29 protein-coding genes and 2 pseudogenes are annotated in these 23,903 nt (G+C 35.2%); 29 read left to right on the top strand and 2 right to left on the bottom strand.

The annotated features are described in order from the left end of the window. Positions 1 to 33 precede the first annotated feature (33 nt). The 21 genes and pseudogenes from MHI10_RS12505 to MHI10_RS12410 all read left to right on the top strand — a co-directional run bounded on the left by MHI10_RS12505 (position 34) and on the right by MHI10_RS12410 (position 13,532). Positions 34 to 1,131, top strand: a complete 1,098-nt coding sequence (locus MHI10_RS12505) for a hypothetical protein (RefSeq protein WP_340785831.1) — start codon at positions 34 to 36, stop codon at positions 1,129 to 1,131. Between the two features lie 141 nt (positions 1,132 to 1,272). Beyond that, complete coding sequence (locus MHI10_RS12500; RefSeq protein WP_340785829.1) at positions 1,273 to 1,806, top strand: SMI1/KNR4 family protein; 534 nt, start codon at positions 1,273 to 1,275, stop codon at positions 1,804 to 1,806. A 198-nt stretch (positions 1,807 to 2,004) separates the two neighbouring features. Then, positions 2,005 to 2,463 carry an SMI1/KNR4 family protein gene (locus MHI10_RS12495; protein WP_340785827.1) on the top strand — a complete coding sequence of 153 codons (459 nt, stop codon included), beginning with the start codon at positions 2,005 to 2,007 and terminating at the stop codon, positions 2,461 to 2,463. A gap of 229 nt (positions 2,464 to 2,692) precedes the next feature. Beyond that, positions 2,693 to 3,919 carry a PoNi-like cognate immunity protein gene (locus tag MHI10_RS12490; RefSeq protein WP_340785825.1) on the top strand — a complete coding sequence of 409 codons (1,227 nt, stop codon included), beginning with the start codon at positions 2,693 to 2,695 and terminating at the stop codon, positions 3,917 to 3,919. Between the two features lie 260 nt (positions 3,920 to 4,179). Continuing rightward, positions 4,180 to 4,698 carry a SecY-interacting protein Syd gene (locus MHI10_RS12485; protein WP_340789225.1) on the top strand — a complete coding sequence of 173 codons (519 nt, stop codon included), beginning with the start codon at positions 4,180 to 4,182 and terminating at the stop codon, positions 4,696 to 4,698. Between the two features lie 104 nt (positions 4,699 to 4,802). After that, positions 4,803 to 5,123, top strand: a complete 321-nt coding sequence (locus tag MHI10_RS12480) for a DUF6572 domain-containing protein (RefSeq protein ID WP_340785824.1) — start codon at positions 4,803 to 4,805, stop codon at positions 5,121 to 5,123. Next, entirely contained in the window at positions 5,113 to 5,556 is a 444-nt protein-coding gene (locus MHI10_RS12475) for a hypothetical protein (RefSeq protein WP_340785822.1), read from the top strand. The genes MHI10_RS12480 and MHI10_RS12475 overlap by 11 nt, the downstream gene beginning before the upstream one ends. Before the next feature lie 17 nt (positions 5,557 to 5,573). Continuing rightward, on the top strand, positions 5,574 to 6,092 hold the full coding sequence (locus MHI10_RS12470) for a DNA/RNA non-specific endonuclease (protein ID WP_340785818.1): 519 nt from the start codon (positions 5,574 to 5,576) through the stop codon (positions 6,090 to 6,092). A gap of 5 nt (positions 6,093 to 6,097) precedes the next feature. Further along, a complete protein-coding gene (locus MHI10_RS12465) occupies positions 6,098 to 6,586 on the top strand; it encodes an antitoxin YezG family protein (RefSeq protein ID WP_340785817.1) in 489 nt (162 codons plus the stop codon). Positions 6,587 to 6,699: 113 nt separating this feature from the next. Further along, a pseudogene (locus MHI10_RS12460) lies at positions 6,700 to 7,160 on the top strand (DUF6985 domain-containing protein). 331 nt (positions 7,161 to 7,491) lie between these two features. Further along, complete coding sequence (locus MHI10_RS12455; RefSeq protein ID WP_340785815.1) at positions 7,492 to 7,641, top strand: hypothetical protein; 150 nt, start codon at positions 7,492 to 7,494, stop codon at positions 7,639 to 7,641. Then, complete coding sequence (locus MHI10_RS12450) at positions 7,619 to 8,086, top strand: hypothetical protein (RefSeq protein ID WP_340785813.1); 468 nt, start codon at positions 7,619 to 7,621, stop codon at positions 8,084 to 8,086. The genes MHI10_RS12455 and MHI10_RS12450 overlap by 23 nt, the downstream gene beginning before the upstream one ends. Before the next feature lie 59 nt (positions 8,087 to 8,145). Next, a pseudogene (locus MHI10_RS12445) lies at positions 8,146 to 8,328 on the top strand (pre-toxin TG domain-containing protein); the annotation flags it as partial. Between the two features lie 186 nt (positions 8,329 to 8,514). Further along, positions 8,515 to 8,907 carry a hypothetical protein gene (locus MHI10_RS12440; protein WP_340789223.1) on the top strand — a complete coding sequence of 131 codons (393 nt, stop codon included), beginning with the start codon at positions 8,515 to 8,517 and terminating at the stop codon, positions 8,905 to 8,907. Positions 8,908 to 8,929: 22 nt separating this feature from the next. After that, positions 8,930 to 9,259, top strand: coding sequence for a hypothetical protein (locus MHI10_RS12435; RefSeq protein WP_340785812.1), 330 nt, complete (start codon positions 8,930 to 8,932; stop codon positions 9,257 to 9,259). A 14-nt stretch (positions 9,260 to 9,273) separates the two neighbouring features. Beyond that, positions 9,274 to 10,251 (top strand): hypothetical protein, encoded by a 978-nt coding sequence (locus tag MHI10_RS12430; RefSeq protein ID WP_340789221.1) that lies wholly within the window; start codon positions 9,274 to 9,276, stop codon positions 10,249 to 10,251. Between the two features lie 26 nt (positions 10,252 to 10,277). Continuing rightward, positions 10,278 to 10,736: a DUF6630 family protein gene (locus MHI10_RS12425; protein ID WP_340785811.1), complete on the top strand. Its 459-nt coding sequence runs from the start codon at positions 10,278 to 10,280 to the stop codon at positions 10,734 to 10,736. A 405-nt stretch (positions 10,737 to 11,141) separates the two neighbouring features. Continuing rightward, positions 11,142 to 11,576: an SMI1/KNR4 family protein gene (locus MHI10_RS12420; protein ID WP_340785810.1), complete on the top strand. Its 435-nt coding sequence runs from the start codon at positions 11,142 to 11,144 to the stop codon at positions 11,574 to 11,576. 147 nt (positions 11,577 to 11,723) lie between these two features. After that, on the top strand, positions 11,724 to 11,885 hold the full coding sequence (locus MHI10_RS21440) for a hypothetical protein (protein ID WP_445683223.1): 162 nt from the start codon (positions 11,724 to 11,726) through the stop codon (positions 11,883 to 11,885). Beyond that, complete coding sequence (locus tag MHI10_RS12415) at positions 11,885 to 12,559, top strand: hypothetical protein (protein ID WP_340785809.1); 675 nt, start codon at positions 11,885 to 11,887, stop codon at positions 12,557 to 12,559. Before MHI10_RS21440 ends, MHI10_RS12415 begins: the two co-directional genes overlap by 1 nt. A gap of 451 nt (positions 12,560 to 13,010) precedes the next feature. Further along, positions 13,011 to 13,532: an SMI1/KNR4 family protein gene (locus MHI10_RS12410; RefSeq protein ID WP_340785807.1), complete on the top strand. Its 522-nt coding sequence runs from the start codon at positions 13,011 to 13,013 to the stop codon at positions 13,530 to 13,532. Between the two features lie 135 nt (positions 13,533 to 13,667). On the opposite strand, the gene MHI10_RS12405 is transcribed toward MHI10_RS12410, so the two are convergent. Then, positions 13,668 to 14,054, bottom strand: coding sequence for a rhodanese-like domain-containing protein (locus MHI10_RS12405; RefSeq protein WP_340785806.1), 387 nt, complete (start codon positions 14,052 to 14,054; stop codon positions 13,668 to 13,670). Positions 14,055 to 14,173: 119 nt separating this feature from the next. Between MHI10_RS12405 and MHI10_RS12400 the strand changes: the two genes are divergently transcribed. Both MHI10_RS12400 and MHI10_RS12395 read left to right on the top strand, forming a co-directional pair. Next, positions 14,174 to 14,770, top strand: coding sequence for a class I SAM-dependent methyltransferase (locus MHI10_RS12400; RefSeq protein ID WP_340785804.1), 597 nt, complete (start codon positions 14,174 to 14,176; stop codon positions 14,768 to 14,770). A 184-nt stretch (positions 14,771 to 14,954) separates the two neighbouring features. Then, positions 14,955 to 15,881 (top strand): bile acid:sodium symporter family protein, encoded by a 927-nt coding sequence (locus tag MHI10_RS12395; RefSeq protein WP_340785802.1) that lies wholly within the window; start codon positions 14,955 to 14,957, stop codon positions 15,879 to 15,881. 82 nt (positions 15,882 to 15,963) lie between these two features. On the opposite strand, the gene MHI10_RS12390 is transcribed toward MHI10_RS12395, so the two are convergent. After that, positions 15,964 to 17,340 carry an FAD-binding oxidoreductase gene (locus MHI10_RS12390; RefSeq protein WP_340785800.1) on the bottom strand — a complete coding sequence of 459 codons (1,377 nt, stop codon included), beginning with the start codon at positions 17,338 to 17,340 and terminating at the stop codon, positions 15,964 to 15,966. 189 nt (positions 17,341 to 17,529) lie between these two features. On the opposite strand from MHI10_RS12390, the gene MHI10_RS12385 reads away from it, so the two are divergent. The 6 genes from MHI10_RS12385 (at position 17,530) to rsgA (ending at position 23,617) form a co-directional block, all read left to right on the top strand. Next, positions 17,530 to 18,048, top strand: a complete 519-nt coding sequence (locus MHI10_RS12385) for an RNA polymerase sigma factor (protein ID WP_340785799.1) — start codon at positions 17,530 to 17,532, stop codon at positions 18,046 to 18,048. Continuing rightward, positions 18,035 to 19,165, top strand: a complete 1,131-nt coding sequence (locus MHI10_RS12380) for a hypothetical protein (protein ID WP_340785798.1) — start codon at positions 18,035 to 18,037, stop codon at positions 19,163 to 19,165. Before MHI10_RS12385 ends, MHI10_RS12380 begins: the two co-directional genes overlap by 14 nt. 194 nt (positions 19,166 to 19,359) lie before the next feature. Then, a complete protein-coding gene (locus tag MHI10_RS12375; protein WP_340785797.1) occupies positions 19,360 to 19,749 on the top strand; it encodes an NUDIX hydrolase in 390 nt (129 codons plus the stop codon). A 112-nt stretch (positions 19,750 to 19,861) separates the two neighbouring features. Then, complete coding sequence (locus tag MHI10_RS12370) at positions 19,862 to 21,580, top strand: aminoglycoside phosphotransferase family protein (RefSeq protein ID WP_340785796.1); 1,719 nt, start codon at positions 19,862 to 19,864, stop codon at positions 21,578 to 21,580. 106 nt (positions 21,581 to 21,686) lie between these two features. After that, the gene (locus MHI10_RS12365; protein ID WP_340785795.1) at positions 21,687 to 22,154 is read left to right on the top strand and encodes a DinB family protein; all 468 of its coding nucleotides are present in this window, start codon (positions 21,687 to 21,689) and stop codon (positions 22,152 to 22,154) included. Between the two features lie 407 nt (positions 22,155 to 22,561). Further along, positions 22,562 to 23,617: a ribosome small subunit-dependent GTPase A gene (rsgA, locus tag MHI10_RS12360; RefSeq protein WP_340785794.1), complete on the top strand. Its 1,056-nt coding sequence runs from the start codon at positions 22,562 to 22,564 to the stop codon at positions 23,615 to 23,617. Positions 23,618 to 23,903 lie beyond the last annotated feature (286 nt).

Raw genomic sequence — 23,903 nt, 5'->3', positions numbered from 1 at the left:
AAATGTAGGTTTTATGTCTGCGGATGTATGTTAATGGAGACTGAAAATGAGCACGTGACCGTAAAGTTGGAGCGAAATCAAGCTGGTCAAGTAATCAAAGAATGGCAGAATGATCACTGGATTGCGAGTAGTTATGATGAATTAGGTAGCCGTTCACAGGTTACAAGTAGTCTTGGCGCAAACATCGATGTTGTGCGTAATGAAATGGGAAATGTCTCGCAAATCACCGCTTCTCGCGCAGATCAAGCGCAGTGGACAGCCGCAATGCAATACAACGAACTCGGCCAAGAAATCGAACGTATCTTACCCGGAAATGTTATCAGCCAATGGCAATATGACATAACTGGTAGACCAACCAACCATCGAATTAGCAGCCAAAACCGTTATACACGCAGACGCGTCTATCAATGGGACGTCAATCATCGCTTAAAAGGCATGGTCAATGAGTTAACTGCTGGACGAACAACTTATGGTTATGATGAATTCAGTAACCTCGTTTGGTCCAATCAAGGCAATCAATTTGACTTCTTACACCGCAATGTCGATGATGTCGGGAACTTGTATGAAACGAAAGAGACCACAATCTCTTATGATGAAGAAGGAAATCTCATTCAGAAGGTTGAAAATAATGAGGATACGTGGACATTCGAGAATTATGGCAATAGGATGATGTCAAAAGTCATTAAATCAGATCAGACCGAAGTTACGTTCAAATATGATTCACTGGGTAGGCGGATTGAGAAGCGTACCGATGAAAAAACAATGCAATTTGTGTGGGATGGGAATACGATTCTGCATGAATATTTTACGGAAAAAGATTCGATTGATTTAGGAAGTCTTGCTAAATTACAAAAAAGCTTCGAAATTCCAGCCAATCTAGTCACATGGGTGTTTAATGATGGGTTCGTTCCTTCAGCTAAAATTACGGGTGAAGGTGTAATACACCCCAAAACTATTAGCCAAAGTAATCCACATGGTATATACACTATAGATGCAACAGGAGCATATTTTGAAGATAGGGCAGCACTTGCAAAGAAAGCTGGAATAAATGATCCAGGCAAAAATTATCGAGCCCATCATATAGATTACGATCCTAAGACAAATACAATGAGAATGCAAATTGTACACTAAGACTATCATAAACATCCACATATCGGTGGCGCTGATGACTTTAAAAAGGATACAGGTTTTAAATACGGTTCACCTTAAGCTGTTGCGGAAGCAACTAAAAGAAATAATAAATTAAAAGGGAAAGTAAGGTGTAGAACTTAAATGAATAACAATTCTAAGGGGAACATTGATAAATTTCTGAATAATGACATTTTATTTGAGGATTCTTGGAAGGATATATCGGTTTCTAAGATAAATGAAATAGTATCTGATGAGTTTCCAGGAAAAAAAGATTTTATAGAGTTTTACCTTGCTAAAAATGGAGGGGTATTTACTAAAGGAGCATATATCTACCCCGATAATTTTTATGAAATATCAAATAAGGATTATTTATCGATAGAAATTAGTAGTTTTTTTCATATCCCATTAATCGAAGGTGAAGATGATTCTTCTTCCACGATGTCTATTGAAAAAGCAATAGATAGGAGAATTGACTACTCTGATGACTTTGAAAACTTTGTTCTATTTCATATCCCTTTTGCTGATAATCATGCAGATAATGATTTTTGGATTGATATCCAAACAGGAGAAATTAAATATATGGATTACGAAGAAAGTTACAATCCTGAAGATGCAATTATTGTAGCTCCTTCATTCTTGGAATTTTGCAAGCATATTCAAGCGGAATTTAGGTGATATATATATGCCATTTTTTTGAACATGTGTAAAAGGAAATGGGACTAGGGTAATGGCTATATCGGCATTAGCAATCATTCGGCACCCCTATTAAAGTGTGTGATATTTAACGAACAGGAAAGAATTTAATGAGTGGAAGAAAGAATTTTGGTCTCACCAGGCTCAAGAAACTTTGTTGAATAAAGGAAGTTGTTGTAAATGATAAATGAGGATCTTATTGGGAGAATTGAATCTTTTTTGAACAAAATTGAGTTCGGAGGGTTCAGAGGAAAGCCGGCAACTAACGAAGAAATTTTGAATGCTGAACAAGTTTTGAACGTAAAATTTAATGTAGAGTATATACAATTTATTAAATTATTTGGAGGTGCTTGTGCGGGATTTGATATTCATGCTTTTAATAATGGAAGTTCATTGGGGAAAGAAACTGTTGTTGAGCTTACTCAGCGTTTTAGAAGAGGCGGAGAAGATTTGATTCCTCAAGAATTGAAAGATGCCTATGTTATTTCAGATGATGGCTCTGGGAATCCAATTTTAATGAATGCAGAAGGGAAGATTTTTATTTTTCTTCATGATTCTTGGGAAGTTGAATTACTTTACAACTCGCTACAGGAAATGTTAATGAATTATTTTCCACAATCAGGCGGTTATTACGTGTAATTGGCGTTAGTAAATCAATTTAAATAGTTGAAAGTTAATTTATATGTGATTGAAATATTCACTTTATGTTAAATTATACCGATTATGCCTTATCTTATTTCTAAAAGAATCTCATTTTAAATAGATAGTGACATGGTAGAAATAAAAATAAGAAATTATTGAGGGGTGTCTGTATACTTAAAATTTTTTTCAGTTGGCCATAATTCGGAGGTAAGGAGGAATTTTTGTAATGAGAGATTATCTATGCATTGAGGAAGATTGTAGAGAAGGGATAGAATTTAATAAAGAGGTTATTGAAAAAAATATTGAGGATATTAAAGGTTTTGAGGAAGATATTAAAAATGGGATTCAACGAAAGCCTACGGATAATAACAGTATTATAGAAGCAAGATATTTAAGGAGTTTTATTCATCAGATCGACGATATCAGTGCAAAATATTCTTTAGGGGATGACATTAGTACAATCGAGGAAGATTATCATAATGCCATCGATAATTTAGAGCAGACAGGAAAAAAAGAAACAGGTTATATTAATATTCTATGGACAATTTCCCTAGGCATCTTACTAGAAACAGATAAAAAGAATATAGAAAGATTAAGTAAGGTAGTTGAGAAAAAGGAAATAAATGATGCAGTAATTGATTTTTTACTATGTGCTAGTGACATCGGATATACGAAAATTACCAATGAATATGATAAAGAAAATCCGTACGCAAAAACAAGGGAAATTATAGATCTTGCGCAAACCGATAAGCAAGAAGCCTCTAAAAGGTTACAAACGTATATGGAGAAAGAATGGTTTAAAGGTCATTATGATTATGATTGGAAGAATTCACATAAAGAGCCTGGATATGTAGGATATTGGAGCTTTGAAACGGCTGCACTGACAAAGATTCTTGAGCTGGATGATACAAGCTTAGTAAATAATAATCATTATCCATATGACTTGGCACATTACAAGAATTCAATGCAATTCAAGTCAATTTATCTAAGTGACTCCGACAATGAACAAGAGATTGAGGAGCTAATTATAATAGAAGGAATAGAAAATAAACCGGCATTTGAAAAGGTAATTCCACTTAGGTGGCACGCATTTGTTAATGAATTGATCCATGATTATAACGAACTGGATAATCATAGTTTTTATGAAAAATACAAAAAAACAATAGGACTAGGGCAAATTTGGTTCTTGTTAGATGAATACGAAGAAGAAAATAAAGAGAAAAACCTCCTGGGAAGTTTAATTGTTTTTGCCATGGTTGAAAAAGGCTGCATATTGCAATTGGATTACAAAGAAAATTTGGAAGATTATGATTCCTATTTAAAAAAATATTGGGATACAGAAACGAAATTAGTTCAATTTATAGTAGATAATGATCAAAATTATTATGCATTGGTTCCGGCTGATGTAGAGATTAGCAATATGTACGAAGTTAAACTCCAAGATGTAAAGTAAATGCAATTCAAAGAATGATAAAATGGTGGTAGTTGGAAAATCTGACTACGCTATTTTTTTAGGTTTAAGGGCACGGGGGATGGTAATCAACTTATAAAAACTTCTAGGTGGCAGTGCCTTCAAAGCTACACCCTAGGTTAGGTGTTATCCATAATGCAGAGAGAGCAGTAGGTGGTTGGGGAAATGATAGTGAGAATGCTGAATTACTTGAAAAGTTTCTAAATAAGTAAAGGGTGATAATTTTGTCAGTAAAAGAAGCAATGAAGATATATTTTCAAATGAGAAAAAAGATCGCTAATGAAGGTTTAGATTTTTTATTTAAAACACCTATTAGTAGCGATGATAGTCAAATAATTTACGAAGATGAAAGTGATGAGGATGAATATATCACATGGAAACCGGTAGAAATCACTGTTTCACAAGACTTCACAAGTTTAGAAGATGAATTTGATATAAAATTGCATAAAACAGTAGTTGAATATTTTACCTCATATTGGTTTGCGGATCTAGATGGATTTTATCAGGAACATTACATTACATTAGAGCCTGTCCTACCGAATAGTGAGATGAGTTCGTTCAGGGAATCATTGAAAGGATATAAAGAAAATCATGGGGATAGGTTAAAAAACATTCCAATTGGGGTTGAGGGGAATGGTTTGTTGGTGGTTCTTGAAAATTATAGTGGAATAATACAACTAGAGGATTTTGAAAGTGGAACATTGGAGCCTATTGCTAAGAATATTCAAGAATTAATAGGGAATTTGAGACTAAAAAGATAACAGTTTATTTAATAGTGTAGTAGGAAAAGGAATATTTAAAGGCGGTACTCCTATATCTCCTATAAAATTTGAGATTATTAGACCAGGCTAGAGAGGGGAACAATATGTCGATAATAGAAACTGATAAAATAGATGCTATTGGTATTAGCAAAGACGGGGAAGGCTTAATATTAATGCTTGCAGATCATTTAGATTGGAAAAATGAAGCGGAGCATTTAACTCTTTTACTAGATAAAATTAATGCATATTTAGGCTTTATTGAATCAAATCAGCATTCAGATACCTATCCTGAAAGAGTATTTGAATATTTCGTTATTGATGTAAGATTTAAATATAAAGCCACTGAGAATTGCTTGATATTTTTCGAGGTGATTAATTCTCAATTAAGAGAGTATAAAATTCAAGTGATAAAAAATGAAGATTAAAATGGATGGAGGACATTCTGTTTATAACCAAGTGGTAGAAAGAAAACTAAATGGAATGGATATTGAGCTAAAGGCATTCTTTAATGAATATCTTAAAAACCCTCGTCCAACAGATGATAAAATCACGTATGAGGGTATGCGAAAAGTTGTAGGTGGTAACGGTTCAGGAACGATAGATGGGTTATTTCCAATTGTAATAGCAGGTTATGAATTCTATGTGAAGGATTTTGTCACACTAGCGAATCCAAACGCGACACTTCAAGAACAAAATGAAGCAACGTTATCAATACTCAGCCCTTTTGGGAAGGCGCGAAAAGTGGAAGACCTGAAGGATACCTTAAAAAAGATGGAAAAGGTTTGGAAGCTACTCAGGATCTCAATAAAAACGCAAACAAAGGGAAGGAAGCCCAAAAAGCCACTCAGAAAGAAATAGAGCAACTTGGAGAATATTTGAAGAGTCTTGATAAGGGTACGGGGAAGGCTGAAGTACTAACACATATAAAGGTGAACTATGGAGATCAATTTACGAAGATTGGTAGGAAGAAATCTCTAAAACCAAATGTAGAATACAAGTCACCAGATGGTAGCGGACGTATTACAGACTGTGAAGGGTCACTAGTGTTAGGTACAGCAGAAAGAAACGCATACGCACAGAGAACGGTTGGTGGGAAGGATAGATTACCTGATGATGATGGTGGACACTTAATAGGAGCACAGTTTAAAGGACCAAAGGATATTGACAACTTAGTCCCACAAAATAGCCAGATTAACCGCTCAGTCGGTGAATGGTTCAATATGGAGACTGAATGGGCTAATGCATTGAAAGAAACACCTCCGAAAAAAGTATATGTGAAGATAGAACCGGTTTATCAAGGCAATTCGCAAAGACCAAGTCATTTTGATTTAGTTTATGAAATAGAGGGAAAAGAGATGGTTGAAAAAAACATTAGGAATCAATCGGGAGGATAATTAGAATGGAACAAAGATTGAATATGCTATATAGAGAAATAGTGGAAACAGTTAATGAAATGATTCCAGAAGAATGGGAGAAATTTTATTTTTATGCTCAAATATCAGAATCTGGAGGCGGAACTTATTTTTTTTACAATACGCCTGAGAATAGACAATGTTTTAATTATAGTGTAAAAATTCCATATAAATTTGCTATAGAAAAAGATGAGTATAAAAATAATAAAAGAAAGCTATTTGAATTGTGTGATGAACTTAGAAATGTTTTCAATGATAACCAACAACAGCTTTGGTATTCCTTTACAATGTCTCTTGAGAATAGTGGGGAGTTTAAAATCCATTTTGATTATACAAGTTGGCTGGATACAGAATATAGTTTTAGTGACCAAATGATTATTTGGAAGAATAAATACTTAGGTGAAGTTCCGAGTGATAAAAATAATAAAATCTTAATTGAAAAGTACTTTAGTGAATATCCTGATAATCCTATCTGAATAAAAAAAATATTACTAAACTTCATTTGACCTTATCAATATGCGGTACAGTATTTTGAATGTAATACCCAAACCTTGAGAGTACCAATGTTATAATATTAGGAGATTTAAAAATGACAATAAACGATCCGATTTTTGGTGAACTCGAATATGATTATGTTTGGTCTAAGGACACTACGATTAATTTCTTAGGGAAAGAAACCGAAATAGCACTCATGATTAAAGGGGATAAGAATGGTAAATTTGATGAAGAACAATATACAGCATATCAATCCCTAATGCAAAATTGGGAACAATTGCAGCAAAGTTTCTTGCAACCAATCTTAGACTATTATCAACAAAATCGACATGGTTTGGGTTATGATATTGAATTTAATAAAGATTATTCTTTAGTTGAAACAGTTGACCAACTTATTGGGATGATTACTTTGGATGGAATTGTTGTTCCTTATGGAGATATTTATGAAGAACGTGATATAGGAATGCTTTTTAATTGTACATGGGATATGGGCTAGGGCTACGTTTATTAGATGAAATGGTGATTAAAGTAGGATATCAGGATGTTGCAATTTGAGAGCTTGTTAGTCTGACTAAACCTATCATTCAACCAATAACGTAGTAAACCTAAGTAGAAAAAAAAGAAAAGTTGTCAGTTTTACATTTACTGTGAAATTTATAATATGGTCAACAAAGTTCTGAATTAATTGGACAAATAAAGTTGTTAAACTTTCAAAGGCTTATTCCAACTTGAACGATGAGGAGGAATGAGCCTATTTTACATAGTAGACTACCAAAGGACAATGAGTGAAAGAAGTCAAAAGTGTAGCAAAAATAGCTGCAAAGGCGGTTAAAGAAGCAGTCTCGTACTCGATGGCATCACGGATATCCAAGGTCAAATTGTAGAGATGGACGGCTCCATCAAAGCACCCGTTTCCATCTCGCCATCCTCTGAAGATGATGACGAAGATGAGGAAGACTTCGAACAAGGCCTTGACGTCATCGGCATGATCCCACTTGCAGGGGGGGTGCTTAATGGCGAAGAAGGGGAAAAGTAAAGGATTCTTAGGCAAAGCAGCCAGTTTTCTCGGCAGTATTCCAAGTGTTGGGGATGTAGCGAAGAAAGCAAAGAAAGCGGTCAAATCCACAGCAAAAAAAGCAGGAAATGCAGCGAAGGCAACAGCCAAAAAAGCGAAAACTGCTGCCAAGTCAACGGCAAAGAAAGCAAAAAAGGCAGTTAAGTCGACAGCAAAGAAAGCCAAAAAAGCGGCGAGTTCCGCCAAAAAGAAAGTCAAGAAGAAAGCAAAAAAGGCGAAAAAAAAGCTCGGCAAAGTGTATACGAAAGCTCGGAAAACCGCGAACAACCTATCTAAAAGCAAAATGGTTAAACAGGTAAAGAAAGTGGCGAAGAAGGGCGTATTGGCAACGAAAAAAGCCTCTAAGAAAGCCGGTAAGCAGGTAAAAGCAGCGGTTAAAGACACGAAAAAGGTCATGGCAAAGTAGAGGGGAAAGTTGCTCACACCTATACTGCCTTTAAAGAAGGCGGCTATAAGAGTGCTGCTTCGGCAATTTTGGGCTTTGTTCCGGTAGTTGGTAATATAAAAGCAGGAATTGAGATTGCCACCGGAAAAGAAATGTTCACAAATCGCAAGCTAGAAACCTGGGAACGAGGCGTAGGAGCTGCGGCTGTATTTGGTGGAGGTTTAGTTAAAGGAGCTGTACGTGGTAGTAAATTTGCATCTGGCATCGTAGCTGGTAGTAAAAATACATCAAAAAATACCAAACTGGCTAAAAAGCAGATAGAAAATAAGGGTAATGGTAATAAGAAGACCAGCCAGCCAAGTACAGCAGAGCAAATAATATCAGAAAGAACTAAGGGATTGGATTTAAACCCACATCCTATTCAGCAAAAACAATTAAGTACTAAAAAGATGAAAGAACAGAGAGTAAAAATAGAGAATAGGACTATTACAAAAACTGAGTATGAACAATATATATGGAATAAAAAGTTTGCTAAACATAGGGCTTCAGGTGTAAGCGAGTTCTGGTATCAAGAACGTCAAAGAATAGTAAATAATGAAACTCCAACTAGAGGCTGGAATCAAGATCAATTAAATGATATTTTGAATGGTAAGAAACCTAAAGTAGATGGGAAAATAGTACAGGGGCACCATTCCTACAGTGCTTCACAATATCCACACTTAGCGAATAAAGGGGAAATTATTTATCCAGCCACACCAAACGAGCATCTTAAAGGTTGGCATGGAGGTAATTGGAAAAATAGTTTACCAGGTAAACCAATTAATCCTATTGATGATTTTTAATTCAAGGAGGGAGACATTTAAAATGGCTAAATTGAACATGCAAATAGAAAAAGATACTAATGAGGTCAAGTACATTTCTATTTTAAGAAAAAATACTAATAAGAGTATATCTGAAATAAAAAAATTACTTAACAATAATGAATTCATCTTATCATATAATCTATTAGAAATTGATGAATTGTTGGAAATGAAGAAAATAGTAAATTTATTATTAGAAGCCGGTGCTAAAGTTCACATATTTGAAGAGAATAGAGAGGTTAGTATTGAGTTTTTAGATAATTGTATAGAATCTCATTTAGATACGGAAAGATATCTGGAAGAAGTTGATGAGCAAATATTTGATGGGGATTAATAGATGTGAAAATATTGTTAAATACTAAAAAGTTACAATTATCATATAAAAGATATTCTAAAAATTTTGTTGAAGGAATAAAGTTTGAGGATGTAGAAGAGACGTATTTAGAAAGTTTTAATAGAATTACTCAAATTGTGAATTTGAATGAGATTGAAAAGGACCATATTTTATTAATAGATTTAGATTCAATCGAATCGTATAATCTTTCTAAATGGAAGAGGGATGTACTTGTAAATCATGGAGAAAATTCAGATGAATTAAAAAAGATAATGATGGTTATATTTCATCAATGTATGGCACAAAATCTTTATAAAAGTAGATATCCCAAAGTGTTTGTCGAATATACTTTTGAAGACGTAATTAAGACCTTAATCCATTTCACAATGTTTGGATGGGAAAAGGAAGAGAAAATATTATTTAATTTTATTGTAGATCATTTTGATAGCCGTTGGATGAAGGCAAATGATTTGAACAAACATACGTGGTTTTTATTAGAGCTTTATTTGCAGTTCCGGAATAAAACCATTTTTGGAACAAACCAAAACCTTCATAAGGCTGTGAGAGAACAATTTAAAAAGATGGATTTAGAATATGGTTTAATACCTGAAGAATTAGATGTTTATACGGAAGTATTAAAACATTGGGAAACACCTCAGCTAGATGAAATCAAAATTTTAACTGATAAAATGTCTGAGTATCATTCTATTTTAGCTTCTGAGCTAGGAGAGTCTCTTGAATTTGGGGATTTTGGCTACGGATTTTACCCTTATGAAATTTTATTTTTACTTTTCGTAAGGAAACAACGTGGATTACCTGTTCCAGAAGAATTCGAGGATTTTTTAATGAATACACCTGAAGCAAAAATGAAAATGAATGATCCAGAACCATATCCTGAATGGGATCCTCTTTTAAAACTTATCGATGGTTTCTATAGGAAGAATTATCCGAATTATATTCCGAATCAATATGGAGAACTTTTTCAAAACTAAAATAGCTTTTATGAAAGGGAAACAAAATGCAATTTCAAGAAATCGTATCAATCATTTTTAATAAGACGGAACATTTGGAGAACGCTAAGGAAGATTTAGACAAAGTAATAGACCCCCATGTATGGATTTTAGAATATGGGATGGCAACTAAAAGTTTTCTTTTTCTTGATTATAAAGGGGAAGAAAATTATGAGATTGTAAATTATATTTTAGATTACGAATTTAAGCATAAGGTAGAGCTCGCTTCACAAGAAGAACTTGAACAGCTTGGTGAATTCGAATATGACTTTTTACCAGACAAGATTAGAGAAGTAAACAAAATTATTTCATCAAAAGGATATGGATTATTTTCTTATCCAACTACTGGTGATTATTATGCTTTATTTATTTCGGAATTAGTAAATCAATCAAAACTATTACAGGTCGAATTACTTGAAAATGAATATATCCCTAAGAGCGATAAATGTATACAATTATTTGATTGAATTTATTATTTTGCTAGAAAAAAATAACCTTTAATAAACGGGTGTTATCTTATTATTAGAAGTTAGAATAAGAAGTCGTTCAATTTGACTGGGGGAAGACGGGTGTCCTAAAAGGTGGAATTAAGCCTTTTCATGCTACCTCTCGAACTATTTTATAACAAAGAAAAGCCTTTTTTTATATAAATAAACAACCTTGCAATTTATCGCACTACATAACTAAATATGTTAAGCAATAACAATATTAATAAAAGCATTAGAGAATGGACCAAAAACTAATTCAGTTATTTATAGAGAAAGATTATAAAGATATCCTTTTAATGATTATCTTGAAATTATATGAAGGTCAGTCAATATACTACTACTAGGTAAAGGTATATAATAATTTTGAGAGGAAGATAACTTAATATGACTTATGATGAAGTAGAGACGATTTTATCTCAAGTGTTAGATCAAGAATGGGATACTTTAGATTCCCCTACTTTGAATGATTGGAATATAATCGAGAATAAATTCCATTGTAAATTTAGTGATGAGTTTAAAATTTTTTTTATAGCAATGTCAAAATATGTGTTGCCAGGCATTCTAAATGTATCAACAGGGAAAAATAATGGTAATGATTTAATAACGTTTGTTTATGATTATGAGATAAATAATGCCAGGTGGGATGCAAATTTGATTCCGTTCCTAGACATTGGTAATGGTGATTATTTTTGTATAAGTGCGAAACACAGTCCAAAGTCACCTGTATATTACTATTATCATGAAGATTTTGATGTTGAAGAGTATAATATAAGCTTTGAAGAATGGATAAAAAATTTACCTCAGTTTTTAAATGGATAATGTTTATTAACCTCGATAGAGAAATTTTCTATCGAGGTTTCTACTTTTATGTATGTACAATTTATTTAGATACTATCTTATACATACAAATCCAATGCATGGTAATATTTATCGTACAGATAGTAGGGGACGTATTACAACAGGCAAATCGATCATGTTATTCCTAAAGAAAAAGGTGGTACTAACAGTTATAGTAATGCTCAAGTATTATCTCGAAAAGAAAAAAGAGAAAAATCAAATAATTTACCCCAGAGACTTAATCAATTAGCAAGGAATCACTATCAACTTAAACAAAAGAGGAGAAAGTAATGATACCTATGACATTAAATAGTCAATTCAATAAAAATAATTTATGGAGTGGTTGTATACTTGCATCGATAGCTCATGCAATAATGGTTGCTCACTATCCAGAATTATCTTATGAACATTCATGGGATGAAGATAACTATAGTATTGTCGATGATTCAGGCGGAAGAGGAACGATTACATTCAAAGAGAATTATTTTGTTGGGGCATTTCGAAATGACAATTTCCTCAGAACAGATATTTCTACAGCTATAGATTTTTTTACGGGAGCACCTATAGATGTCATTGAGTTGGCTAAGAATGAAACCTTAGAATATCTACTTGAAGAGGATGAAAAAGGCACAATCTCGCCATCTATCACAACAGCAATTTGGGGAGATAATGATACTATAACTTCAATTGATAATATCGTTAGAATAGTCCAATGTGGTGGATATTTATTAGAGAAACAGCTTCTGGATAGCGACGTTGCAATTGAAGGTTGGCGGGATTATTATGAGATGACTTCTGAACAAGTGGATTTGTTAAGGTCCATTTATGTTAGGAAAATAAATAAACCTCATGAGAAAATTACTTTGACAAAAAGTGAAATTAAACAAATTGGAACTGAAAGTATTGAAGGTTTGAGTGAAAGTGTAAATTCGTTTGAGGAAATAGGCGTATACTCGGAGAAGTAGATTGTAACTATGATTACCCAATATTGCGTGAATCTAATATTTGACCAATTATACGTGTAATTCTTGTATATAGATTTCACTAATTCAATTGTAAAAATCTCGATGCTTGAATTTTATAACTTAAATATGGTTATTTCGTTATACCAAACAGGTTAATTGTGGTCTGATACCATCAAGATTAATCTGTTTTTATTATTGGAAGTTTTTCTTAACTGGAAAATGAATTGTCGGAACAGTGGGGATGGACGTTTGGTTAAGAAGGCTGTTTCTATCTGCTAATCTCTAAAGACGATGATGATAGCGATTCCGAATAAGGCTACGACGTTATGGGCAGGATTCTTTTAATTGCAAAAAAGGCAACAGCCAAAACGGACAGCAGGAAAAAGCGGCAGGTAAAGTTGCCATCGGAATAAGAAGGGGAAGAAATAATATATGGTAAGAGGTCAAGGTTATGAATAGATGGATAGAAATAATAGCTACTATGATACTAGTTAAGCAAGAGATACAAAAATATGATAAAGAAGAATTATGGGATTATTATTTACCAGAAGGAGCAGCTTCGGAAGACGATATTATAAGAACAGAAAGTTTACTTGGTTTTTTTATAGATTCTAATTATAAAGAATTTTTGAAGCACGCTGATGGTTGGAAAGGATTTTATCAATCTGTTGATTTGTTTGGTACGAATGAACTCTACAATTCTTCGGAAATGAACTATGCAAATACTATACTTGACGCTATAGAAGAGTCTGTATTAGAGAGTTCTGGCCTTATGAGAGATCAACTTTTACCTATAGCTGCAACAAGTATCGATAGAGATCTATTTGTAATTACCAAGTCAACTTCGTCAAACCAAGGTATAGTAATATGGTTTGCAGGAGATGAGATAGATAGGTTTGAGAGTTTTACTGAATTTTTCTTAGCCATGGTAGACTACAATAGAGAAGAATTGAAATATTTTAAAAGTCTATAATAAATAATATTTCATTAACATATTTAAATTAGCAATGATATAGAATACGTTTTTTCTATTCTTCATACCCAAACCATTTAGATTAGAAAAAGGAACAGAAAGCCTGTTTGCATACAGGTTTCTTGCTCCTTTTTATTATTTTGCTACGTGACCTGTCCAGCTCGACATGCCCTGCGCAACATTAACGATAGAATAGCCTTCCTCTTGCAAAATATCGCTCGCCGTTTGTGATCGATTGCCGCTTCGACAAATGATAACGTATTTTTCGTCCTTTGATAATTCACTAAAATCATTCGCTTGTAATCCACTTAATGGCTTGTTTAGTGCCCCTGGAATATGCCCCTCCGCAAATTCACTCACTTCCCGAACATCAAGAACGATATAACCGTCTTCCATTTTCTGTGTTACTTCATCAATTTGAATTGTTGCATAGCCGTCATCTTCTTTTTCTTCAACCGTACTACAAGCTGCTAATGTAAACAGAGCGAGCATGGCAACGAAACCGATGAACCATTTCTTCATATGAAAACCTCCTAATCATAGTACCTATAGGGGTATTATAGCCCTTTTATGTTATAATGAAAAGGAGTATTTTGGTAAAAAGAAGAGTTTAAATACAACAATATTATGAGGTGACGAAAATGAATCCATGGGAATCAAGATTTGCGCAACAAAATTATGTTTACGGAACAGAGCCAAATCAATTTATTAAAGAGCATATTCAATTTCTAAATCAAGGAAAACAACTTGCAGCTTATGCAGAAGGGGAAGGGCGCAATGCTGTTTTCTTAGCGAAAAATGGCTTCAACGTGACAGCCTATGATTATGCAAAAACGGGTATTGAAAAAACACTACGTTTGGCAGATGTGCACCAAGTTCAACTGAGCACAAAGCTTGTAGATTTAATTGAGCAACCATTACTTGAAGATACGTATGATGGTGCTATTCTCATTTTTGGCCATTTTCCAAAGACGGAACAGTTCCGTGTATTGGATAAAATTATGGCATCATTGAAAACAGATGGTGTATTGATGATGGAAGTTTACGAAGAAAAGCAGCTGGATTATAAAACAGGAGGACCACCAGATGTAGATTGGCTTTATAATGCTGAGGATTTACTCAAATGGGCAAAATCATTTCACTTAAAGCATTTTTATGTCGGTGAAGCAGAAAGAAATGAAGGAGAACTTCATAGTGGGCTGGGTTATGTTGTTCAGCTCATTGTTGAAAAGAGATAAGGGTTTAGTACGGGGTGCACAAGCAATTTTGGAGAAACCGAGTCCTATGTGAGAAATGCATAGGGCTTTTTGTGTTGAGTTGACTAGAGTTCGCTTGCTACAAAATTGTAGTTGCGTCATGCAAAGAACCTTATTTATGCTACAATTGAATAGGAATTTTTTTACTAGAAACGAGGCGAAAATCATGGTTCAACAACTCAATCAATTTATTCAACGATGGATGCCTGTACTAACACCACTTAGTTTAGTAATGGGGGTATTATTAGAAAATATCGGGGGGCATTTACTATTTTTAGTCCCGATTTTATTTGCTGGAATGACATTTATCAGTAGCTTGAATTTAAAATTTCGGGATATTAAGGTGTTTAAGGAATACCCGAAAACGATTCTTTTCATCATCGCATTTTTACATATTTTAATGCCATTGTGGGCTTTCTTTTTAGCAGAAACGATATTTGATGACCGTCTACTATCGATTGGATTTTTATTGTCGGTTGCCGTTCCAACGGGCGTCACAAGCGTCATTTGGGTGACGATTAGTAAAGGAAATTTGCCATTATGCTTAGCCATTATTTTAATCGATACTTTACTTGCACCGATTTTAATGCCTGTGACGCTTCATTTTGTCGTGGGGGAATCGATTCAATTAGAAACAACTTCACTCATTCTTGATTTAGTTTGGATGATTGTACTGCCGTCGATTTTCGGCATGCTGATTAGTGAATGGACGAAGGGGAAATTGCAAGAAAAGCTAGGGCAACCGTTATCCCTTATATCGAAGCTATGTTTATTTAGCATTATTATGATTAATAGTAGTGCAATTGCGCCGTATGTAAAAACGATTAATGGAGAATTAGCAGCGGTGATCAGCTTAGTATTGTTTGTTGCGATTTCAGGTTATACATTTTCCCTTATTTTAGCGCGACTTTTTTGGAAATCAAGTGCGGATCAAGCGACATTTGTATTCAATGCAGGCATGCGAAATATTGCAGTAGGTGTTGTTATTGCGACAACGTATTTTCCCTCAAAAGTAGCGATGCCTGTCGTTTTCGGCATGCTGTTCCAACAAGTTTTAGCTTCCGTGTTTTATAAAATCATCCAACGTCATTAAAATATATTAAACGGCCTACTAGCATAATACATAGTTAGTAGGCCTTTGAGATCTTCCGGTTTTATATCCTAGATGTATGAAGTTATAGTAGTTTATTTGGATTCATAATGTTTTTCGGATCAAGCACTTGTTTAATCGCCTTCATTACGAATAGTGCATTGCCATGTTCCTGTTGCTGATAGCTCATCTTACCAACACCGACTCCATGCTCTCCTGTACATGTACCTCCACACTTTAATGCAAAGGCGACAATCTGTTCATTCAACCGTTTAGCCGTTTCGACTTCCACTGGATTTTTTAAATCAATCATGAACAATGCATGAAAATTCCCATCCCCAACATGACCCGTTATGCCACCTGTTAAGCCAGATAAATTCAGGAGTTCCCTCGAATATTCAATGGCCCCTGCTAATTCACTAATTGGCACACAAACATCCGTTGACATAAACTTCTTCCCTGGGTTGGCATGGATAAAGGCGTAGGCAAGATTATGGCGTGCGTGCCATAGCTTATTGCGCGCGGCTGTATCTCTTTCAAATTGAAGGTCTGTGCAATGAAACTGTTGTAGTATGTCCGTAGCAAATTCAATATCTTGCTGCAAACCTGCTTCATTGCCATGAAACTCTAAAAATAACGTCGGCTGCTCTGGATAGTTCGTTTCACTGTATAAATTCGTGACGTGGATTGATGCTGCATCGACTAATTCAACACGAGCAATTGGAATGCCAGCCTGCTTCAATGCAGTTACTGCTTGAACGGCATGTGCAGTCGTAGCAAATACGGCCCGACCTGCAACTTCATGCTCGGGAATGCCATATACGCGCAAAGTAAGCTCAGTAATGCAGCCTAAAATACCTTCTGAACCGACAAATAAGCCATTCAAATGCAACCCAGAAGAAGATTTCGCAGCGGAATTTCCTGTATGTATAATCTCCCCATTTGCGATGACTACCTCCAAATTGCGCACTTGATCACGCATGACACCATATTTAACGGCAGTTGTTCCGCTTGCATTCGTAGCAGCCATTCCACCAAGTGTCGCATCTGCACCAGGATCAACTGAGAAAAATAAACCATGTTTTATTAATTCTTTATTCAACTGCGTACGCGTAACGCCTGGTTGCACTTTTACGAGTAAATTTTCAGGTTCAATGGCTAAAATTTGATTCATTTCACTAAAGTCGATGGAAATCCCACCGTCATATGGAATAATATGACCTTCAAGACTCGTGCCACGCCCAAATGGAATAACGGGAATAGTATGTTCATGGGCAATTTTAATAATTTCGCAAACGTCCTGTGTCGAACGCGGAAATACTACGAGGTCTGGGAGCGCGGGCTCATGATACGATTCATCCTGCCCGTGTAATGTACGAACCGTTAAATTATCCGTCACTTGCGTTGCTGTTAAACAATTCACAAGGTGAGATTTTACTTGATCTAATGTTTTAGTAGGCATCCATACCACTCCTTATTTGTCTGAATATTACGATAAATATTACTTTAAAATCTATAGAATGTAAATGATTCGTCCGTTTAATGTGAGAAACCTCTTTTTTCATGAGTGGCTACAAAATTAATTTCCACTTTTTTCAACCAAACGCTTTTGGCAATCGTTATAGTAGTAGAGGAAGGGGGGCGGGATTAGATGGACGAAGAAATGATTGATGAGCTGATGAAAAAGCATACCGCTATTTTACTGAGAGTTGCCTATTATTATACGAAAAACCTACATACAGCAGAAGATATCGTCCAGGATGTTTTTATAAAGTACTTTCAAAAAAAGCGTTCGTTACAAGAGGACGCAGCGGGGAAGTATTTAATGAAAATGACTGTAAATAAAGCGAAAGATCATTTGAAAAGCTGGCATTTTCAAAAATTACGCTTTCAAGAAAAGTGGTTTGCAGGCAAAAAAGTAATGCCGGTTGATCCGTTAGTTCTCCAAGATGAAGAGGACATGATTAGTGCGGCGATTTTTAGTTTGCCAATGAAGCAGCGAGAAGTAATTGCCCATTATTATTTGGAAGGGCTCACTACAAGGGAAGTGGCACAGCTGTTAAATTTATCAGAGGGCACTGTGAAATCCCGTTTAGTGAAGGGGCGAAATGAATTAAAGAAAAAGTTGGAGATGGTGGAATGGGAGGTGTTGAAAAATGAGCCCCTATAAATTGAAGGAATTGCGGCGCATTGAAAAGCATGAGCAAGCCGTTTTTCAGCATGTGAAGGAAAACTTAGCTTCGAGGAAAAAGAATAAGTATATCCCAGTTTTAGTAACCATTTTTAGCGTGGCAATCATGGCTTTTCTTTTCCTGCAATTTTCACCAGCAAGTACGAATACGCGACATACAGCATCGGATGTACGGATTTTGGAGGTTTTTGAGCAAATTGGTGGAGATGGTTCCGTTGCAAGTGAAGCGTTTAAAGTGTTTGACGACGATCGAAATTACGGATTACGTTTTTATTTTAAACCGGTTACCTTGAACCATTTTACATTTGCCAATGATGTCACGTTTCCAGATTTGCCTGCACCATTTCAAAAAAACACTGGTGAAGTGATTGCGGTGAATGACGGGACGCAAACGGAGCTACAATTTCATTTTAAAAATAAGGATGAGAACTTTTTAAATATTTCCATGTCGAAATATTTTATGAATAATGTGCATGATGAAAATTTAGAAATGGATGAGACCGATTCATTTGGCAATAAATTGACGAGGCATTCTTTAACAGATGACACACTGTTATATCATTTGCAACAAACGACGGATAGTGGCTATGTTTTTAAGTATTATCATTATAACGAATCAACGAATAAAATTAACGTCACGGCGACAAGGGCGAATGAATTTTATACGTATTACAACGGCTTTATTTATCAAATTGGTTATACGGGTGATGTAGATGCGGAAGAAATGACCGAGTTTGTGATGCAATTTATACAGACAAATGAAATGCAATATTTGCCGATGGAACACCCACTTATTGAAACGAAACGATTTCGTTCAGGGGAAATTTCGATGTTTATTGCGACATGTCTTTTACTTATTGGTGTCGGGCTCACTGCATTTTTGACGAGACATGCGAAGTTAAAAACAAAATGGATTGCCTGGGGATTGGCGACGATGGTCGTCATTGCGCCATTGCTTTCGTGGTTACTATCCTTTAGTTACGGCATTTATGAGCAAGAAGGTTTTGCAGCAATCGCGATGCTAAGCTTGTTGTTTCCACTGTTTTTCCTAGTCGGGCTTGTTGTTTTTGTCGTTGGGTTGTTTAGGAAGTTTTAAGGGGAGAGTTGTCATATTGTCGACTTGAAAAATAATTAAATTTAATGTAAAATTTGGTAAAAATAACCACCTTAAGGAAATGAATCTTTAAGGGGGTATTTTAGATTAATAATGAATAACTTAAGGTTGATTTAAGTATAAAACAGTTGAAATATTAGAAATGCCTTTTTCAAATATGACATGGGGGAATGATAATGAAAAGTTGGTTAGGTTCAGCAGGTATTTGTATCAATGAGCATAAGGAAATATTAATGGTAAAAAGTTTTGGGTCAGAGAAATGGGCAGCTCCTTCTGGTGGTATTGAAGAAGGCGAAACTCCAGAGGAATGTTGCATTAGGGAAGTTAAAGAAGAAACGGGGTACGATGTAAAAGTCATCGAACAATTAAGAATTAAAGAAATAAAAATTCAAGGTATTCAAGTAAAAACATATTATTTCAGGGTAGAAAAAATTGGTGAAAGTAGCGGGATTAATGATCCGGATAAGATTATTGACGAAGCCGATTGGAAGTCTTTATCTGATATAAAAACGATTAACCACGCTTATCCTGAGGATTTAGAGTTTTTACTGGACCAACTTAAATAGTAATTTCACAATTGGCGCATTTCTTGAGTAAAATTTGTGCCTTTTTGTAATCAATAGATGCGATAATTTTATTTTAAAAATGCAAAAGAATAGTAGTTAAGGGGGTAAAACTATGTTCGATATCAAAAATTACGCAATGTTTGAAAATATTAAATGGATAAAGAAAGGTTGGTCTAGCGATAAAAAGTACTATCTGGAAACCGTCATGGGTGAGAAGAGGCTACTACGGATATCCGATATATCAGAGTATGATCAGAAGAATCATGAATTTGAAATGATGAAGCGATTAGCTACATGTGATATACCAATGTCGCAGCCTATTGATTTTGGTATTTGTGATAATGGCAAAAGTGTCTATTCGCTTTTTTCATGGTGTGACGGTGAGGATGCAGACATTATGTTACCTAAGATGACCGAAACGGAGCAATATGAACTTGGCGTGAAATCTGGACAAATATTGAGAGAGATTCACAGTATACCCGCACCAGAAAATCAAGAACAATGGGCAACTCATTTTAATCGCAAAGCAGATGACAAAATTCAAAAATATAATGACTGTGGCATAAAAATAGCCGGTGACGATAATATCATTGCTTATATTGAGGCGAATAGACACCTCCTTGAAGAGAGACCGCAATGCTTTCAACATGGTGATTTTCACGTTGGGAATATGATTATTTCACCAGAAGGAGAACTGAATGTTATCGATTTCAATCGCAATGACTACGGCGACCCTTGGGAAGAATTTAACCGCATTGTGTGGAGTGCCGCTGTTAGTCCGCATTTTGCCACAGGACAACTTAACGGATATTTTAATGGGAGGCCGCCAGTACAGTTTTTTAAGCTAGTAGCATTTTATATTAGCAGTAATACGCTGTCTTCAATATATTGGGCAATACCTTTCGGTGAAAAGGACGTAACCGTTATGAAAAATCAAGCAAATGATGTGCTAACTTGGTTTGATGGGATGAATAATCCGACACCAACTTGGTATTTGGAGGATTTTTATATCCAGTACATAAATAATATTCCATACAAATTAAAAACTCCCTTTGATATGTCCTTCATTGAGCAATATGGTAAGGTTTTCAAAGTTTATGATGACCAAGATTCAGGTAATATCTGCTTCGGTGTAGAGCGTGATGAAAAGAGATACTTTATAAAATTTGCTGGCGCACCGACAGAACAATATTCTGGCAAACTAGAAGATGCCATTAAAAGGTTAAAATCTACCGTTTCTATTTATCAGAATTTAGTACATCCCAATTTGATAAAGTTTATCAAAGCGGAGGAAGTAGGTGGAGGGTTTGCTACTATTTTTGAATGGACAGACGGCGAGTGTATGGGGCGAATGTATCCACTTTCCAGAGAAAAGTTCTTACAAATGCCAGACAATACAAGGCTAGAAGTATTTAACGACATCCTTTCATTTCACAATCATGTTATTAAACAAGGGTATGTTGCTATTGATTTTTATGATGGCAGTATAATGTATGATTTTGGTGTAGGCAGGACAATAATTTGTGATATAGATTTCTATTCTAAATCGCCCTATATCAATACGACGGGTAGAATGTGGGGTTCTTCAATCTTTATGTCGCCTGAGGAATTTACACTTGGTGCAGCTATCGATGAAATAACAAATGTATATTTAATGGGAGCTACCGCATTTGCCCTTTTTGGCATGGGACAAGATAGATCCATCGAAAAGTGGCGATTGAATGACCAATTATATAAAGTGGCGTTAAAAGCTGTAAATGTCGACAGAAAGAATCGTCAGCAATCACTTGCGCAGTTTGAAAGTGAGTGGAAAACTGCATGTGATAATTAAGTTGTGAAATGATTTTACAATCGGATAATTAAATTGAATAAATACTCGGAATTTGAAGACAAAAGCATATTAAGCATTAGATTAAATAAAAAATGGAGTTGAAACAATGATCAATTTTTTCGAGTATAATTGGCAAGTAAGAGATGAATGGTTTAATTGGTGTAATCAATTATCAACTGAAGAATTGTTAAAAGAGCGTATTGGGGGAGTTGGTAGTATTTTATACACACTCTTTCATATAGTAGATGTAGAGTATAGTTGGCTTCGTGCAATGGAAGGTAAAGACGATGTGATAGTCAAGTTTGATGATTATAATACTCTTGAAAAAGTTAAATCTCTCTCAGATACATTTCATAATGACATAGTCGAGTTTTTAAAAAAAAATTCAGATGAATCAAGTAATAAACTTGTATTTGTACCTTGGGATGAAGCTCATTTTACAAAAAATGAAATATTACATCATATAGTTGCCCACGAAATTCATCATGTAGGTCAACTTTCTATTTGGGCAAGACAATTAAAGTTAAGTCCAATTGCAGCAAGTTTTATTGGGAGGGATTTCAAGTGTATTTGATATTCCTCCGCGTTAGCCATGTGAGAAAAGAGCGGTTGCTTTATAATCTGCATAATTAATATTTTTTGAAAAATCCAACAAAAATATATTGACAATATGTTGCGGAAATTGGTAAAGTAAAGATAATTAATTCGAAAGAAGGTGATGTAAGATGACAAATTTAACGAAGAGTGTAAAAAAGCAATTCAGTTTGTCACCAATTACATGCCTTTCGTGTGCAAGTTTTTAATTTTGCATACCTTTTAAATGCGCATCGTAAACCTTGTGATAAGCTGAATTGCTTCTCATAAGGTTTTTTCGTGGAGAAAAACGTAAAAAATTCAAATCCACAAAAGAAACTGCTTCATCCTGCGTGTTTCCGTATGGATGTTGCCGAATACGAAATGTCCATTTAGGAGGAAAAAACATTGAATTTAAAACAACTTGGGTTTACCCCATTTTTTGAACAACAACTTGAACAATTAACGGTAAAAAATACAATTCCAGCGCGTGTACTATTAGAGCATAAGCATTCATACCGCGTATTGACAGAGCAAGGGGAATGGCTCGCGACCGTTTCAGGAAGCTATGCATATCAATCCTTTTCACGCGTCGATTTTCCAGCAGTCGGTGATTTTGTTTTAGTGGAACAAATGCCGGGTGAGGAAAAAGCAATTATCCATCATTTATTGGAAAGAAAGTCGAAATTCTCTCGCAAAATGGCGGGGCTTGAAATGGATGAACAGATTGTAGCAGCGAATGTTGATTACGTATTGCTTGTTATGAGTGTTAATGCGGATTTCAATATTCGTCGCTTAGAACGCTATTTAGTTGCTGCCTGGGATTCAGGTGCCACACCGGTTGTTGTATTAACGAAAACGGATCTTTGTGATGATGTCGAGCCTTATATTCGTGAAGTCGAGCAAGTTGCTTTTGGCGTTGATATCATTGCATTAAGTGCGATCACTGGAGTAGGGCTAGATGCTTTGCATGCTATGCTTACAGAAGGAAAAACCGCAGCATTACTCGGTTCATCCGGTGCGGGGAAATCGACATTGACGAACGCATTATTAGCGACAGAGCAAATGAAAGTATCGGGTATTCGAGAAGATGATGCGAAAGGGCGCCATACGACGACACACAGAGAACTAGTCGTTTTACCGAGTGGTGCGTGCTTAATCGATACGCCTGGAATGCGCGAGTTGCAGCTATGGGATCAAGGAGATAGCATACAAGCGAGTTTTTCTGATATCGAGGAGCTTGGCCATAATTGCCGCTACCGTGATTGCACACATAAAAATGAACCCCATTGCGCGGTGCTTCAAGCAATCCATGAAGGTAACTTAGAGGAATCCCGATTAAAAAACTATTTCAAATTGCAAAGAGAAGCTGCTTACATCGAAAAGAAAACAAATGTTGCTGCCCAATTGACTGAAAAACGAAAATGGAAGCAAATTTCAAAAGGGTTGAAAAAAATGAAGTAGGCTCATTTGTAAAGATATAAAAAGGTGGATGTTTTCAAGTGTCAGTTTGAAAACATCCTTTTTAGTGCATAAATATAGCGCGAACTCCCGATTTAACTGTAATTTTTTGAGGAAATGTATATAATAGAATAACTTGTTTAACTTAATTCAGCAAATGTAATTCATGCAGCAAGAGGTATTCAGCGCTTTATACTCATCCATTCACTCAAAAAGTCCAAACTCGAACATGGATGGAATTAAAGCAAAAGATTCTACAATCGCCTACCAAATAATGGGTAGGTGGTTT

Origin of the sequence: Solibacillus sp. FSL K6-1523 (assembly GCF_038005225.1) — a bacterium.
GTDB lineage: Bacteria > Bacillota > Bacilli > Bacillales_A > Planococcaceae > Solibacillus.
This window is presented reverse-complemented; position numbering and strand designations above follow the sequence as displayed.

Bases quoted from the DNA above. Each gene is read 5' to 3' on its own strand.
- MHI10_RS12365 (WP_340785795.1), top strand. From the start codon at position 21,687: ATGATCAATTTTTTCGAGTATAATTGGCAAGTAAGAGATGAATGGTTT.
- MHI10_RS12375 (WP_340785797.1), top strand. From the start codon at position 19,360: ATGAAAAGTTGGTTAGGTTCAGCAGGTATTTGTATCAATGAGCATAAG.
- MHI10_RS12480 (WP_340785824.1), top strand. From the start codon at position 4,803: ATGTCGATAATAGAAACTGATAAAATAGATGCTATTGGTATTAGCAAA.
- MHI10_RS12370 (WP_340785796.1), top strand. From the start codon at position 19,862: ATGTTCGATATCAAAAATTACGCAATGTTTGAAAATATTAAATGGATA.
- MHI10_RS12500 (WP_340785829.1), top strand. From the start codon at position 1,273: ATGAATAACAATTCTAAGGGGAACATTGATAAATTTCTGAATAATGAC.
- MHI10_RS12495 (WP_340785827.1), top strand. From the start codon at position 2,005: ATGATAAATGAGGATCTTATTGGGAGAATTGAATCTTTTTTGAACAAA.
- MHI10_RS12390 (WP_340785800.1), bottom strand. From the start codon at position 17,340: ATGCCTACTAAAACATTAGATCAAGTAAAATCTCACCTTGTGAATTGT.
- MHI10_RS12405 (WP_340785806.1), bottom strand. From the start codon at position 14,054: ATGAAGAAATGGTTCATCGGTTTCGTTGCCATGCTCGCTCTGTTTACA.
- MHI10_RS12440 (WP_340789223.1), top strand. From the start codon at position 8,515: ATGAAAGAACAGAGAGTAAAAATAGAGAATAGGACTATTACAAAAACT.
- MHI10_RS12420 (WP_340785810.1), top strand. From the start codon at position 11,142: ATGACTTATGATGAAGTAGAGACGATTTTATCTCAAGTGTTAGATCAA.
- MHI10_RS12380 (WP_340785798.1), top strand. From the start codon at position 18,035: ATGAGCCCCTATAAATTGAAGGAATTGCGGCGCATTGAAAAGCATGAG.
- MHI10_RS12490 (WP_340785825.1), top strand. From the start codon at position 2,693: ATGAGAGATTATCTATGCATTGAGGAAGATTGTAGAGAAGGGATAGAA.
- MHI10_RS12465 (WP_340785817.1), top strand. From the start codon at position 6,098: ATGGAACAAAGATTGAATATGCTATATAGAGAAATAGTGGAAACAGTT.
- MHI10_RS12450 (WP_340785813.1), top strand. From the start codon at position 7,619: ATGGCGAAGAAGGGGAAAAGTAAAGGATTCTTAGGCAAAGCAGCCAGT.
- MHI10_RS12415 (WP_340785809.1), top strand. From the start codon at position 11,885: ATGATACCTATGACATTAAATAGTCAATTCAATAAAAATAATTTATGG.
- MHI10_RS12435 (WP_340785812.1), top strand. From the start codon at position 8,930: ATGGCTAAATTGAACATGCAAATAGAAAAAGATACTAATGAGGTCAAG.
- MHI10_RS12400 (WP_340785804.1), top strand. From the start codon at position 14,174: ATGAATCCATGGGAATCAAGATTTGCGCAACAAAATTATGTTTACGGA.
- MHI10_RS12455 (WP_340785815.1), top strand. From the start codon at position 7,492: ATGGACGGCTCCATCAAAGCACCCGTTTCCATCTCGCCATCCTCTGAA.
- MHI10_RS12475 (WP_340785822.1), top strand. From the start codon at position 5,113: ATGAAGATTAAAATGGATGGAGGACATTCTGTTTATAACCAAGTGGTA.
- MHI10_RS12505 (WP_340785831.1), top strand. From the start codon at position 34: ATGGAGACTGAAAATGAGCACGTGACCGTAAAGTTGGAGCGAAATCAA.
- MHI10_RS12425 (WP_340785811.1), top strand. From the start codon at position 10,278: ATGCAATTTCAAGAAATCGTATCAATCATTTTTAATAAGACGGAACAT.
- MHI10_RS12410 (WP_340785807.1), top strand. From the start codon at position 13,011: ATGAATAGATGGATAGAAATAATAGCTACTATGATACTAGTTAAGCAA.
- MHI10_RS12395 (WP_340785802.1), top strand. From the start codon at position 14,955: ATGGTTCAACAACTCAATCAATTTATTCAACGATGGATGCCTGTACTA.
- MHI10_RS12385 (WP_340785799.1), top strand. From the start codon at position 17,530: ATGGACGAAGAAATGATTGATGAGCTGATGAAAAAGCATACCGCTATT.
- MHI10_RS12485 (WP_340789225.1), top strand. From the start codon at position 4,180: ATGAAGATATATTTTCAAATGAGAAAAAAGATCGCTAATGAAGGTTTA.